Here is a 14766-nt window from a genome sequence, read left to right on the forward strand (position 1 = left end):
ACAGGAGAAGCAGACCTGTTGGAAGGTGTTGAATTAACAGTAAAAGCACAGAAAGATATTTATAAATATGGCTCATTGGAAAAAGCACCGATTACTAAAAATGCAAAAGGAGAAACAGCAAAAGTTCTGGTAACCGACAAGAAAGGTTACGCAGTATCAGATGAATTACCGTTTGGTACGTATAGTCAGAGAAACGAAAACACTAGATGACAAATGGACAGTGCCTGTAGAATTATATAAATTTTGCATATCATTGCAGACACAAATGACTGGGGGAATGACTTCGTTTATTGGTGGAGAAATTGGAGAAATGTCGAATAATGCACAGGAGATCATCATGAATCTCAATATGGGGATACTGATTACCCAGGTCATGATCATCATGATTGGATACTGTGTCATCAAAGTGTTTTTTGCAAACTTGAAACATGGAGGAATATTGCTAATCCAAGTTGCAGTAGCAAGTTTGTATATGTTCAGTGTTCCTAGAGGATTTACGGATGGTTTCATATCATGGTGCGAGCAGACGATTGCAAAATGTTTTACAGCATTTTTGTAGACAGAATTGCTATTAGGACTAGGAATGTTATTTGCGGATGCAGAAGTACCAAGAATCGCGCAACAGTTTGGATTAGAAACATCAACGAAAGGAAATTTGATGAGCTCGGTATATGGAATGCAGTCGGCAGTGATGATTACCAAGACAGTAATGAATTCAGTGAAATAGTTGAGATAGTATCTCTATTGAATTTAAGCATATTAAGCGCAAAGTAGTTACATTTTTTTTGCCAAGTATGTGTACATAAATAACATAACATAATATTAAAAGAATTTGATAAAAAATATAAAAAGTATATTAAAAAATATAAATCTTTTTTTCTTTTTTAAATTATAATGTAAGCGGTTAATCATGTATACTGCTTTAATATGTTATTGAGAGTATACATGAACTTATTTTTATAAAGAAGGTGATATTAATCAGAAAGAAAATTATTATATACTTTGATTTTAGACAATATTAAAAAGGAGAAGCTTAATAGCTTAACAAATCAGTATTTGTACTTGAAAAAAGTTTATTATTTAAGGCGGAAATATAAAGAATAATGGGAGTACAATTCATTTATTAATGTAAGAAGGGAAAATAAAATGATAAAAAAATTTTTTAAGGTTTTAGTGAGTAGTATGATGGCCTTTATGTATGTTATGCCATCAGTAGCAACTACAACATTTGCAAAAGAAGACTATCTAGTAGTAGATGACAATGTAACATCCACTACTCTTCAAAATTATTTTATTTATAGTGAAAGCGAAGATGATGCGGGATTAACTGGTTGGTCCAATTCAGATGCTAAAATCGGTGAAGGCGAATTAAAAACACAGCACTGGGTTTGGAATGAGAATAATACCGAAGCAAGTAAACATAGTTATCAGTTTACTTTCGTAGGTACAGGTGTTGAATTAATTGGAATAACTCCGACTGGTTCATCAAAAAATATTTACAAACTTGATGAAGGGGAATCAGAGGAAGTTACACTTGAAACTACAGGGGTAGCAAAAGAACAAGTTTTATATTCCGTTAAAAATTTAGCGTATGGAACTCATACTATAACTGTATTATTACCAAATGATGGAAGTCAAAAAGGTTTACAAGTTAGTTATGCTAAAGTGTATGGTTCTAGAGCAGAAATAGAAGAAACAACTACAATTTCTCATAAAAAAACTTCAGGAACTAGCAATAAATTTACTTTCTCAGATGGACATTGGTTAGGTGATAGTGATGAGCATACTTGGTCAACAATTCCTCCAAAAGATAATCCAAAAGAAGTTTATTATACTGTAGATTTTGTTGGACATGCTATTGATATCTATGCTGGAAAAAACAAACCAATGGGTTATGTTGCATATTATGTAGATGATATTTTTTATGGAGAATATAGTTTATATAATAAGGAGAATATTAACTCTACGTTGATAAAAAAAATCGATGGATTAAGTGAAGGTAAACATACTTTAAAAGCTGTTGCTACAGGTAAGAAAGAAGATGCTGCAACAAACACAGGAATAGACTGTGCTAAGGTAGTTGTATATCATGCTCCATATGCTGTAAATGGTATTGAGATTGCAGATAAAAATATCACCTTAATTGAGGGTGCAACACATCAAATTACTTATTCAGTTACACCAGATTACGCTGACTTAAAAGATGTACGTTATGAAACAGCTGATTCAAATATTGCTTCAGTTAATGCAAAGGGCGAAATTATTGCCGAAGGAGTAGGAGACACTATAATTACTGTAATTTCTGATGCATATAGCATTAAAGAAGAAATAAATGTTACGGTTGAGCAAGGGACTTTAAGTTTACATGGTAGTATTGTAGATATTGATACTCAATATACTCAAGAAACTTATGATAAAGTTAATGAGCTAGGATTAACATCAAAAAAATTATTTGGGTGGAAAAATGATAGATTATTATCAGAAATTGCATTAATTACAAAAGGATGTTCGTTGAAAAATGTGAAAGTTACTGCAACGGATTTAGTAAGTGGAGATAATACTATTAGTAAAGATAATATTACTACTACGTTTATTAAATCGACGAAAGCTTATAATGGACCATTTTTAGGATATGGTAGCACAACACGTCCTGTACCTGAAGATAATGGGAAAAATAGAGGAGAAAGTTCTGATATTTTATATCAAACATCCCCAATTAATGTTGGATTCAATAAAGTTCAACCAGTTTGGGTTGAACTTTATATTCCAAAAAACGCTGTAGCTGGTAAATATACAACAACTTTAACAGTGGAAGCTGATGGCTTAGATAACCCATTAACATTTACTTATATAGTTGATATTAAAGATGTAACTTTAAAAGATGCTGACGAATATAGGGATTCATTTGATATTGAATTATGGCAATATCCTTATGCGTCTGCTGAGTATTATGGTGTAGTTCCTTTCAGTGATGAACATTTAGAAATCATGAAATCTGGAATGGAACTATATAAAAGTATTGGTGGTCATGCAATCACAACCACAATTGTAGAAGAAGCATGGGGTGGACAAACTTATAGTAAAAATGATGTTCATTACCCATCAATGGTTAAATGGACTAAAAATACAGATGGTTCATTTAATTATGATTATACAGATTTTGATAAATGGGTTGAATTTAATAAATCATTGGGAATTGGAGATAAAATCGTACTTTATAGTATTGCGCCGTGGCATAATTCATTTGCTTACTGGGAAGGAAATAAATTGACTTACGAATCATACACAGTTGGAAGTGATCGTTATAAAAAAGTTTGGGGAGATTTCCTAAAAGATTTGATTGATCATCTAATGGAAAAAGGTTGGTTTTATGATTCATATATTGGAATTGATGAAAGAGGATTTGATGGAAGAGCATTTGATTTAATTGATTCAGTTGTAAATATTAATGATGTTCCTTTAAAAACTGCTGGAGCAATGGATCATTTCACAACTAAAAAAGATTTAGCTCTAAGAGTTACTGATTTAAATGTTGGGGACACTGCAGCGGCAGCAAATCCAGAAGCGTTTAGTGAATTAGTAAAAGAACGTGAAGCTTTAGGATATAAAACTACGTTATATTCTTGTACTGAACATCAACCAGGAAATTTCTCTTTAAGTGCACCAGTAGAAAGTTATTGGTCACTAATTAATGCTGGTCAAGAAACTGGAGGATTCTTACGTTGGGCATATGATGCATGGGTTGAAGATCCATTAAATGACGCAACTCATAACGCATTTGAGCCTGGCGATTGTTTCTTAATCTATCCAGATGTAAAAGGTACTGAAAACCCTGTTTCAAAAAGTTCTGTTCGTTTAGAAAGAATGGGGGAAGGGGTTCGTGATGTTAACAAAATTAAACAAATATTAGCTGAAATTCCTAGGCTACAAACTGATGTTGACGTAATGTATTCTAAAGTTACCCAAATTGCCAGAACGGTTAATAATAGATACATGACAGAAGCAGAAATCGAAAAATTAGCTGAAGAAATGAATACCTTCAAATCTGATTTAAATGACTTAACTGATAAATATATCAAATTAAAAGAAAATGGTACTAATGACGTTGAAAGTGTTGAGATTAATGAAAATAATGTAGAAGTTACATTAAACGGTACAAAACAATTAACTGCAAAAGTATTACCTGAAAATGTATTAAATTCAAACGTTTACTGGGAAAGTTCGAATGAAAAAATTGTCTCAGTAGACAAAAATGGAGTTGTTACAGGAAATAAATTAGGCTCTGCAACAATTAAAGCAGTATCATCACAAGATAAAACCAAGTTTGATACAATAAAAGTGACTGTTACTACAGTTAAAATAGATGAAGAATCTCAAGAATACTATTATCCATTTGAGGGAAATGCTGATGATTCTTGGGGTGATAGAAATGGTACAGTAAATGAAGCACAATTTAAAGATGGAAAGTCCGGAAATGCATTATATATTGACAATGAAAAACAGAATGTTACTTTTGAAGAAGATAATAAATTTAATCAAGATTCTTCATGGTCAGTAAGTTACTGGGTGAATTGTACTGCAGAATTAAATAAACGTGTTTCCGTATTAATGGATCGAGGTTTAGATTTCTCATTCGACTTAAAAATGTCTCCAACACGTGATGCGGGATTCCATGTTGGTAAAAAAGATGGAGATGTTTTAACATTTGCATATCCATTTAAAGAAAATAATTGGTACCACATTGTCTGGACTCAAAGTAAGCAAGACGGTTTATCAATGTATGTAAATGGTAAATTTTTTGCGAATAATAACTGGACAAAAACTGGAAAAACATTAGCTCCTATTGATGTTATTGGTGGAACAGGATTTACTGGATATATTGATGAATTAAAAGTTTATAATCGAGTATTAAGTCAAGCTGAAGTTACTTCTGATATGTTATTAAAAGGTTTAAATGTTAGTGAAAAAAATGTTAATATGTTCTTAAATGAAACTTATCAAATTGAAACTAATTTAATTAGTGATAATGTTGATAAAACAATTACATATAAATCATTAAACCCTCTAGTTGCTACTGTAAATGATGAAGGAACTGTAACAGCAGTAGCAAAAGGTAAAGCAATCATTGTTGTTGAAAATAAAGCTGGTGGATTTAGAGAAGAAGTTGAAATTAATGTTGAAAAGAAAATTAATATTAAAAACGTGTTGAAAACATATGAACTTCCAGAAAAATACTTAAGTGATGTTGAAAAGGCACCAGGTACTGATCGTCAATATTTAGGTCAACCAGATATGGTTAGAACTAAATCTGGTCGCTTAATTACGGCTTATCCTAAAGGACATGGAAAAGGACCTATCATCATGAAAATTAGTGATGATAATGGAGAAACATGGACTGAAAAAGAAAACACTCCAAAATCATGGGTTGGATCTCAAGAAACACCTACTATGTATGTCTTAAATCTCGAAGATGGAACTGAACGTATTATGTTGATTACTGCTTGTCCTGGATGGGGGACTGACAACGATGGCAATACTTATGGATGGAATACTAGTTATTCTGATGATAATGGAGAAACATGGACAGAATACAAACATTTCTATGAGAAGATTCGTGGAAATGATGATAATGATGCAATCGTTGCGATGGCAAGTTTAGTGCAACTTAAAGATAAAGATGGAAATTATATCCAAAAATGGATGGGTATTTATCATAACTATGCTTATGAAAACTTCAAAACATACTTAACATTTGATGAAAATGGTAATGAGGTATGGAGTGAACCAGAGACTTTTTTACAAGATTATCGGTCAATTGAAAAAGAATATCAAATGTGTGAAATTGGAATGTTTAGATCTCCTGACGGTGAACGTATCGTTGGTCTTGCTAGAAGCCAATCACATAAAAATCCAACAACATTAATTTATTCAGATGATGAAGGTGAAACATGGTCTAAGCCAATAGATTTACCAGGTTCTTTAGCTGGAGAACGTCATAAAGCTACTTACGATCCAATTAGTGGGAGATTGTTAATTACTTTCCGAGAAATTCAATATGATTTAAACGACAATGGTAAATTTGATGGCGGTAATGACTGGCACTGTGGTGAATGGGTTGCGTGGGTTGGAACTTATGAAGATTTAATGAACCAAGAAGATGGTGATTATGTTATCCAATTAGAAGAAGATTGGGCTCAAAATACATATTCTGGTGATACAGGATATACTGGTGTAGTTGTCCTAGAAGACGGTACATTTATCATGGATTCTTATGGTCACTGGAATCGTGAATTCTCTGAAAATTGGGGATGGGGTAAAGTAACAACTGACTTATGTTATATCAAACAAGCAAAATTTAAAATTGGTCATTTAGAAAATGCCTATGGATTAGTAAATCGAGATTCATTAAACGAATACATTGAGAAAGTGAAAAAAGAATTATTACCAGAAGATTCTTATACTGAAAAATCATATGCAGAATTCATAGAAGCATATAATCATGCTTTAGATGTACAGGATGATGATTTCTCACAACAAGTTCAAGTTGATAAAACTTTAGATGTATTAAAAAAAGGTTTTGAATCATTGGTAAAGAAACCAGTAGTAGATTTTAATAAATTTTATAAACTATTAAAAGAAGCAAACGCACTAAATAAAGATGATTATACAAAAGAATCATTTGATGTATTACGTGCTGCTATAAGCGTAGCAGAAAAAATTGATGAAAATGCTACACAAGAACAAGTTGATTCAGCTACTAAATTACTACTAGACGCTATGGATGGTTTAGTTAAAGTGAATAAACTTCCTTGGACTCCACTTGAACCAAGTAAACCACTTGAACCAAGTAAACCACTTGAACCAAGTAAACCAATAAAACCTGCAGAACCTATTGAAGATGAAAAGGAAGATAATGCTAATCCAATAACAGGTAATACAAACAATGTTGCGTTATATAGTACATTTGCAGTGATATCATTAATTGCTCTTGGTGCTATAATCATTAAACAAAGAATAACGAATAATCAAAATTATTAATTACTATTTTATCTTAAAATGAATATTGAGCTATCATAATTTTGGGTTACCCAAATTTTTAAGGGGAACCGTCAGAAATTTGGGGGCAAATTGGAGGGGCCTTAAAATGAAATAAAAAAGTTAAGACTCCCAAAGTCAAAAATATGAAAGAAGGAACAGTAATCTCAACAGGAGAAAATTGTTCCTTTCTTTTGGTTATACTTCATATGTTTTATATTTTAATTGGGATTTTAAATAATCCAGTGGTTGAGCTATAACGATTTGTGTGGTCAAGCTATGACACAAGAGTAGTTGAACTTTCACAAATCAGTGGTTAAGCAATAAACTGAATGTGGTTTAAGGTATTCAAAAAGATGGAAACAACCATCTTTAAGAGGGGTTTATAAATAATCCTGTGGTAGATATAAAAGTTAAAATAAGATTGGTTCTTTCCAATATTGGTTAAATATAATAAAAAATAATGTACAATGTTGGTAAAGGTGATAGATAAATATGCAGGAATTTATTAATATGCTGAGTCCTGATTTAGAATTTGTTTCAATGCATTCAAATGATGATTGTATTATTTTTCAAGTACAGTCTAAAATAAAAGATCCTATATGTCCTTACTGTGGGACACCATCACAAAAATGTCATTTAAAATATAAAAAATCCTTTAACAATCTACCTGTGCATGGTAAAAATGTTGTAATTGAAATTATTAATCGAAAAATATTTTGTAACAATTTGGTACTATGTCAAGAAAAAGTACCAGATTACACAAACATGAAACAAGTGACGATATAAATTATGTTGTTTCTGGTACAGGGAAAGCCATTTGTGACGGAAAAGAAGAATTGTTAAATGCGGGTACTTGTCATATCTGCAAGAAAGGTTCCAAACACAGCATTATCAATACTGGAAATGAAGATTTGGTACTATGTCAAGATTTTGGACTACATAAATGTAAGAAATTTAATTAATTGATACTAATTAAATAATCATGCTCATATTCATTAGGTGATTTATAATCACAATGTGAATGTACTCTTATTGTATTATAAAATCCTTCTATGTATTCAAATACCAGCTTATATGCATGATTATAATTTATAATCTTAAATCTGTTCAGCCATTCCCTTTTTATCAATGCATGATATGATTCTATACACGCATTATCCCACGGTGTTCCTTTTTGTGAATAGCTTCTTTTCATCTGCTTAGTTAATCTTTTGTATTTCTTCGATGTATAGTGCACTCCGCGATCTGCATGGATTACTATTGGTTTTGCGCTTTTTCTTCTTTTTTTAGCTGTTTCCAGACATTTTAATACTTCATCTACTTCTAATGTTTTGCTTAATGTCCATGCTATTATTTTTCTTGAATAGAGATCCATTATACTGGTTAAATATACAAATCCTTCATCTGCTGTCCAGATATATGTTATATCAGTACACCATGCCTGATTTGGTGCTTTTGGATTAAAATCTCGGTTTAGAATATTTTTTAGTTTATTTGAAAAATCACAGTCTTTTGTTGTTATTGTATATGGTTTGATATAATGAGCTTTAATATTGTTTTCCCTCATTATGTTTCCTACATATTTTTCACTTATTTTTTCTCCCTCTTTTTTTAGTATTTCAGTTATTTTAGGAGCTCCATATATTTCTTTTGAATCCTTATAGATTTTCTTGATTCTTTCTGTGATTCTAGCTTTTCTGATTTTTTGTTTACATGGTTTTCTTTTCAAATATTCATAATATCCTGATTTACTCAGTTGTAATTTTTTTAGCATACCGGTAACTGAAGTCTGTTTATCTTTTTTAGATTTTTCTTTTATCCTTTTATAAAGATCCTGCTTAGTTAATTGCCCAGTATGCCAATAGCCTTTTTTAGGACTTCTAAAGCATCCTGTGTATCTTTCAGTTCTTTTTTTAATCTGGCAATTTCTTTAGCTTCGTCACTTGAATAATTACCGCTTCCTCTTGAATTAATTACGCCGTCATTACTACTGGCATCTTTAAGCCATTTATGAACAGTGCTATCAGCAATACCAAACTGTTTAGCTATAGCTACTTTAGATTCATCAGGATGTTCTAAAACATATTGAACAACTCCCTGTTTAAATTCATCTGTAAATGTTGGTTTAGTCATCATCATATACCCCTTTTCTATTTTTGATTTAAGCTTATGACATTGTATCATATACTAGCTAGTTCTTCCATTTAACTGGTACAGTTTTTATTCTAGCATCAATTTAATCTTGTTGACGGTCGTTGTGGAACGATAAATCTCAAAGTTTACAATTATATCCAATGTTACATAAAGCGGTTATTAGTTAATATGATTTACCGCTTTTTCTATATCTAGAAAGAGATGTTTATAAACTTATACAAATACAAAGGAAAGCGAATCAAGTAAGCGTATCATAGGACACGCTCATTTTGATGTGACTATGGAAGTGTATAATCACTTGGGCGACAGGGCAAGGATTGAAAACGAGATAGCAAAGCTGGATAGTATGACGGTAAACTTCTGACACCGGAAAAGAAAAAATTGGTGTCAAATTGGTGTCAAACCTAAGAAAAATGACAATTTCAAGAGTGGAAAATGCTTGCAAACCATTGATTTTACTGGGTTTGCAAAAAAATATAAAAATTATTAGCACTTACCTCTTGACAGTGCTAAAAAATAAGGCTATAATATAGTTAGAAATTAGGAAAGAGAAAAAACCTAGTTTCTCATATAACATTGCATCTTCAACAATGCTAATATGATCTAAGTGTCAAACAACAGAAAGGGGTAATGACTTATGATGATGCCTAGTATTTTTGGAGAAAATTTATTTGATGATTGGATGGATTCTTTTGAAGAAGAATTTTTTGGAAGAAAAAATCCACTATATGGTAAACATGCAAAGAATATGATGAAAACAGATGTGCGTGAAACAGATGGCACATACGAAGTAGATATTGATTTACCTGGTTTTAAAAAAGAAGATATTTCAGTTTCATTTGAAAATGGATATTTAACTGTATCTACAAATAAAACTCTTGATCGAGATGATAAAGATAAAGACGGTAAATATATTCGCCAAGAAAGATATGCAGGAAGCATGTCAAGAAGCTTTTTTATCGGAAAGAATATTCCTAAAGAAGATATCAAAGCTAAATATGAAGATGGTGTATTGAGATTATCAGTACCTAAAAAAGATATCAAGGTTATTGAAAACAATACAATTAGTATTGAATAATAGATTAGAGATTGCTTAGGCAATCTCTTTTTTAGTGTGCCACGCATGACATAAGACTAGGTGGTGAAAGTCCACTGTGGGGGTTTCGTACTACCAACCACTAGCCGAAGACAAGGTATCCATCGTAAGGTGTGAACGGGAGGAAGTTGGAGGCAAAGTCCTGACCCAAGGAATACGAACTATTTTAGGCAGAAGCTTATCGGATGAGATTGCTAAACAAATCGAAGTCCAATAGTACGACGGAATAAGCAGTGTAAAGATAGTGGGTACATAGGATGAAAGTGTTATGTCTTACCGTGGGAGGTCCTAGGAACATGATGAAAATGTAATCATGGTGGAAACGTTTGTCCTAGGAAGTCAGCCGAGGTCATAGTAGTGATGATGATAACTGTAATGGTTATCTAGCGAAGGACCGAACATAAGGAGGTGAACTGGAAATGAAAGATACTCAAGATAAAATAGGATACTGTCAACTATCATTAGGCTTACTCTATGAAGATAGTGATGCTAGAATAAAAACTGTACCAGTTAAATGGAAGAACTAGCTAGTATATGATACAATGTCATAAGCTTAAATCAAAAATAGAAAAGGGGTATATGATGATGACTAAACCAACATTTACAGATGAATTTAAACAGGGAGTTGTTCAATATGTTTTAGAACATCCTGATGAATCTAAAGTAGCTATAGCTAAACAGTTTGGTATTGCTGATAGCACTGTTCATAAATGGCTTAAAGATGCCAGTAGTAATGACGGCGTAATTAATTCAAGAGGAAGCGGTAATTATTCAAGTGACGAAGCTAAAGAAATAGCCAGATTAAAAAAAGAACTGAAAGATACACAGGATGCTTTAGAAGTCCTAAAAAAGGCTATTGGCATACTGGGCAATTAACTAAGCAGGATCTTTATAAAAGGATAAAAGAAAAATCTAAAAAAGATAAACAGACTTCAGTTACCGGTATGCTAAAAAAATTACAACTGAGTAAATCAGGATATTATGAATATTTGAAAAGAAAACCATGTAAACAAAAAATCAGAAAAGCTAGAATCACAGAAAGAATCAAGAAGATCTATAAGGATTCAAAAGAAATATATGGAGCTCCTAAAATAACTGAAATACTAAAAAAAGAGGGAGAAAAAATAAGTGAAAAATATGTAGGAAACATAATGAGGGAAAACAATATTAAAGCTCATTATATCAAACCATATACAATAACAACAAAAGACTGTGATTTTTCAAATAAACTAAAAAATATTCTAAACCGAGATTTTAATCCAAAAGCACCAAATCAGGCATGGTGTACTGATATAACATATATCTGGACAGCAGATGAAGGATTTGTATATTTAACCAGTATAATGGATCTCTATTCAAGAAAAATAATAGCATGGACATTAAGCAAAACATTAGAAGTAGATGAAGTATTAAAATGTCTGGAAACAGCTAAAAAAAGAAGAAAAAGCGCAAAACCAATAGTAATCCATGCAGATCGCGGAGTGCACTATACATCGAAGAAATACAAAAGATTAACTAAGCAGATGAAAAGAAGCTATTCACAAAAAGGAACACCGTGGGATAATGCGTGTATAGAATCATATCATGCATTGATAAAAAGGGAATGGCTGAACAGATTTAAGATTATAAATTATAATCATGCATATAAGCTGGTATTTGAATACATAGAAGGATTTTATAATACAATAAGAGTACATTCACATTGTGATTATAAATCACCTAATGAATATGAGCATGATTATTTAATTAGTATCAATTAATTAAATTTCTTACATTTATGTAGTCCAAAATCTTGACATAGTACCAGATATTATGGATAAAAAATATGATGTTTATTATGCTAAATCTATCAATGAAAACATATCTATTAAAGAGCATACGCAGATGGTATTAGATTCATACCATGAGCTAATGAAATTGAAAAAAATATATTTTAATGAAAAATTTGATAAAATGATCGAACTTTCAATAAAATATCATGATATTGGGAAAGTAAATACAATTTTTCAAGAAAAAATGCGAGGTCACTATACTAATGATGAGATTCCACATGGTTATTTAAGTGTATTAGCAGTTGATTTTAAAAAAATAGGATTTTCTAGAAAAGAAATTAAAGAATTTAAAATAATTATAAACTCAGTATTTTATCATCATCGTCGAGGTGAATTTTTAAAAGATAGAATTAAAGAGTTTTCAAAAGCCTATTATGAAGAGCAACTTTCAAATTATTTAGGTGATAATTATTATAATTTAAGTTATGCAAACTTAAATTTAATTTATCCAAGAAATCCAACAAGTACAATTACCGATGAAGAATGGATTGAATTTGTAATAGTTAAAGGAATATTGAATCGCTGTGATTGGTCAGCAAGTGGTAATTTAGCTATTGAAATCGAAGCCGAGCAATCAATGAAAGATAATATATTAAAACGTTTTGATCTAAATAGTGTTCAAAAATTTATGATGGAAAACTACAATGAAAATGTAGCTATTGTTGCAAGTACAGGTGCTGGTAAAACAGAAGCAGCATTATTATGGCTTAATGATGAAAAAGGCTTTTTTACTTTACCGATGAAAGTTTCTGCTAATGCTATTTATCAAAGAATTAAAGAACATTATTTATTACCAATTAATAATCAAAATAGAGTTGCAATATTACATGGTGATTGTTATAAGTTGTATGATAATGATTTAGCTAATTATCATAATGCTAGAAATTTGGCTTACCCACTAACAGTTTGTACTATTGATCAAATATTTAAATTTGCTTATAAAGCTTTGGGAACTGAACATCTATTAGCCACTTTAAAATACAGTAAGGTAATTATTGATGAATTACAAGCTTATTCACCTGATATGCTAGCTACGATTATTACAGCTTTGAAATACATCCATAAAATCGGTGGAAAATTTGCAATTATTACAGCTACATTACCACAGTTTATTTTAGATGAATTATCGACATGTAATATCAAATACAAGAGATTTATTGGAAATATTAATAATCGTCATAAAATAACGATTCATGAAGATGATATGTTAAATGATTTAGATAATATTTTAGATGATGCTAAAACAAAAAAAATTTTAGTTATTTGTAATACTGTTAATTCAGCACAAAAATTATACACAAAACTTTTAGAACTCGATAGTAATACAGAAATTCATTTGTTACATAGTAGATATACTAAAAAACATCGTCAAATTCTTGAAGATGATGTAATTGAATTTTCAAAAAGTAATCGAACAGGAATATGTGTATCGACTCAAATTGTCGAAGCTAGTTTAGATATTGATTTTGATGTTTTATATACATATCTTTCATCGATTGACAGTCTCATCCAACGAATGGGAAGAGTTTATCGTAAAAGAGAAAACATTAATCAATTAATTAATGTTAATATTTATACTTTTAAAGATGGGATTGGCTGTGTCTATGATAAAATAATTTATGAAAGAACATTAGATATTTTAAAAGATTATCATAATCAAATGTTTTTAGAAGAAGAAAAAATTAAGTGCATGGATAGGGTTTATGATCGAAAAGAATTAGAAAAAACAAGATATATGAAAATATATAATGAAAAGAAGGAGTATTTAAAAGATCTTATTGCTTTGCAAGTTGAAAAAAGTGAAGTAGATAATAAATTTAGAAATATTAATAGTATTTATATCTTACCTGAACGTTTTTATAATTTAAAAGAAGTTGAAAAGTTAATTGATTGTATTAAAAGTGGTGAAAGTCAGACTACAAAAAAATATGAATTATTAAATAATTTAATTGATTACTGTATACCATATACAATTTATAAACCATTGAAAAGTAGTGATTATATTGATATAAAAAGTTGTATTAAAGGAGAAGCTATTCATCGAGCACGTTGTAAATATGATTTTGATGATAAAATACATAAAGGTATTGGATTAGTTATTAATGAAATTGATGATAATGAATTAAATGATAAGTATGTTTAAAAGCAGGTGAAAATGATGAAGAAAATATCAGGAACTATGTATGCGTATAGTTATTTATGTTGGCGAAAACTATGGTTTTTTGCTAAAGATATTGTAATGGAGCAAGAAAATGAAAATGTTATGATTGGTAAACTAATAGATGAAGAAAGTTATAAACGAGATAAAAAACATATTTATTTAGATGATCTTGTTTGTATTGATATTGTAAGAGATAATGTTATTTGTGAAATAAAGAAAAGTTCATCGAAGCTAGAAATGGCAGAACAACAATTAAAATATTATTTATATTTATTAAATAAAAAAGGAATAGAATGTAAAGGAGAGCTATTGATTCCCAAAGAAAACCGTAAAGAGATGATAGTACTTAATGAAAATGATAAAATAATGATAGAAAATAGATTAAAAGATATTAATGAGCTATGCAATAAAGTTACTCCACCAGAAGTTATTAATAGTAAAATATGCAAAAAATGTGCATATTATGAGTTGTGTTATATTTAATA

11 protein-coding genes and 1 pseudogene are annotated in these 14766 nt (G+C 30.4%); 10 read left to right on the forward strand and 2 right to left on the reverse strand.

The genetic code is table 11. The features are described from left to right. Positions 1–18 precede the first annotated feature (18 nt). The 5 genes and pseudogenes from NQ543_RS05080 to NQ543_RS05100 all read left to right on the forward strand — a co-directional run bounded on the left by NQ543_RS05080 (position 19) and on the right by NQ543_RS05100 (position 8000). Positions 19–210, forward strand: coding sequence for a SpaA isopeptide-forming pilin-related protein (locus NQ543_RS05080; RefSeq protein WP_004609985.1), 192 nt, complete (start codon positions 19–21; stop codon positions 208–210). Beyond that, positions 161–727 (forward strand): annotated as a pseudogene (locus NQ543_RS05085) (conjugal transfer protein TrbL family protein). The gene NQ543_RS05080 and the pseudogene NQ543_RS05085 overlap by 50 nt, the downstream one beginning before the upstream one ends. A gap of 419 nt (positions 728–1146) precedes the next feature. Continuing rightward, positions 1147–7038: a glycoside hydrolase domain-containing protein gene (locus NQ543_RS05090; RefSeq protein WP_004609983.1), complete on the forward strand. Its 5892-nt coding sequence runs from the start codon at positions 1147–1149 to the stop codon at positions 7036–7038. 492 nt (positions 7039–7530) lie between these two features. Continuing rightward, positions 7531–7824 carry a transposase family protein gene (locus tag NQ543_RS05095; protein ID WP_004609982.1) on the forward strand — a complete coding sequence of 98 codons (294 nt, stop codon included), beginning with the start codon at positions 7531–7533 and terminating at the stop codon, positions 7822–7824. Continuing rightward, positions 7773–8000, forward strand: a complete 228-nt coding sequence (locus tag NQ543_RS05100) for a cupin domain-containing protein (RefSeq protein WP_083784284.1) — start codon at positions 7773–7775, stop codon at positions 7998–8000. Before NQ543_RS05095 ends, NQ543_RS05100 begins: the two co-directional genes overlap by 52 nt. Here the strand turns inward: NQ543_RS05100 and NQ543_RS05105 are convergent. Both NQ543_RS05105 and NQ543_RS05110 read right to left on the reverse strand, forming a co-directional pair. Further along, positions 7997–8956: an IS3 family transposase gene (locus NQ543_RS05105; protein ID WP_333790947.1), complete on the reverse strand. Its 960-nt coding sequence runs from the start codon at positions 8954–8956 to the stop codon at positions 7997–7999. The genes NQ543_RS05100 and NQ543_RS05105 overlap by 4 nt on opposite strands. Then, positions 8881–9222, reverse strand: coding sequence for a transposase (locus NQ543_RS05110; protein ID WP_004609083.1), 342 nt, complete (start codon positions 9220–9222; stop codon positions 8881–8883). The genes NQ543_RS05105 and NQ543_RS05110 overlap by 76 nt, the downstream gene beginning before the upstream one ends. Before the next feature lie 607 nt (positions 9223–9829). Between NQ543_RS05110 and NQ543_RS05115 the strand changes: the two genes are divergently transcribed. From NQ543_RS05115 to NQ543_RS05135, 5 genes are all read left to right on the forward strand, one after another. After that, positions 9830–10270, forward strand: a complete 441-nt coding sequence (locus tag NQ543_RS05115) for an Hsp20/alpha crystallin family protein (RefSeq protein ID WP_004609980.1) — start codon at positions 9830–9832, stop codon at positions 10268–10270. A 552-nt stretch (positions 10271–10822) separates the two neighbouring features. Beyond that, a complete protein-coding gene (locus NQ543_RS05120; RefSeq protein ID WP_004609083.1) occupies positions 10823–11164 on the forward strand; it encodes a transposase in 342 nt (113 codons plus the stop codon). A gap of 23 nt (positions 11165–11187) precedes the next feature. Further along, positions 11188–12048 (forward strand): IS3 family transposase, encoded by an 861-nt coding sequence (locus tag NQ543_RS05125; protein ID WP_050752797.1) that lies wholly within the window; start codon positions 11188–11190, stop codon positions 12046–12048. Positions 12049–12100: 52 nt separating this feature from the next. After that, positions 12101–14263 carry a CRISPR-associated helicase/endonuclease Cas3 gene (locus NQ543_RS05130; RefSeq protein WP_004609979.1) on the forward strand — a complete coding sequence of 721 codons (2163 nt, stop codon included), beginning with the start codon at positions 12101–12103 and terminating at the stop codon, positions 14261–14263. Between the two features lie 12 nt (positions 14264–14275). Further along, on the forward strand, positions 14276–14764 hold the full coding sequence (locus tag NQ543_RS05135) for a CRISPR-associated protein Cas4 (protein WP_004609978.1): 489 nt from the start codon (positions 14276–14278) through the stop codon (positions 14762–14764). Positions 14765–14766: the final 2 nt, after the last annotated feature.

It is taken from the genome of Thomasclavelia spiroformis DSM 1552 (assembly GCF_025149465.1).
In the GTDB taxonomy this organism is placed as follows: domain Bacteria; phylum Bacillota_I; class Bacilli_A; order Erysipelotrichales; family Coprobacillaceae; genus Thomasclavelia; species Thomasclavelia spiroformis.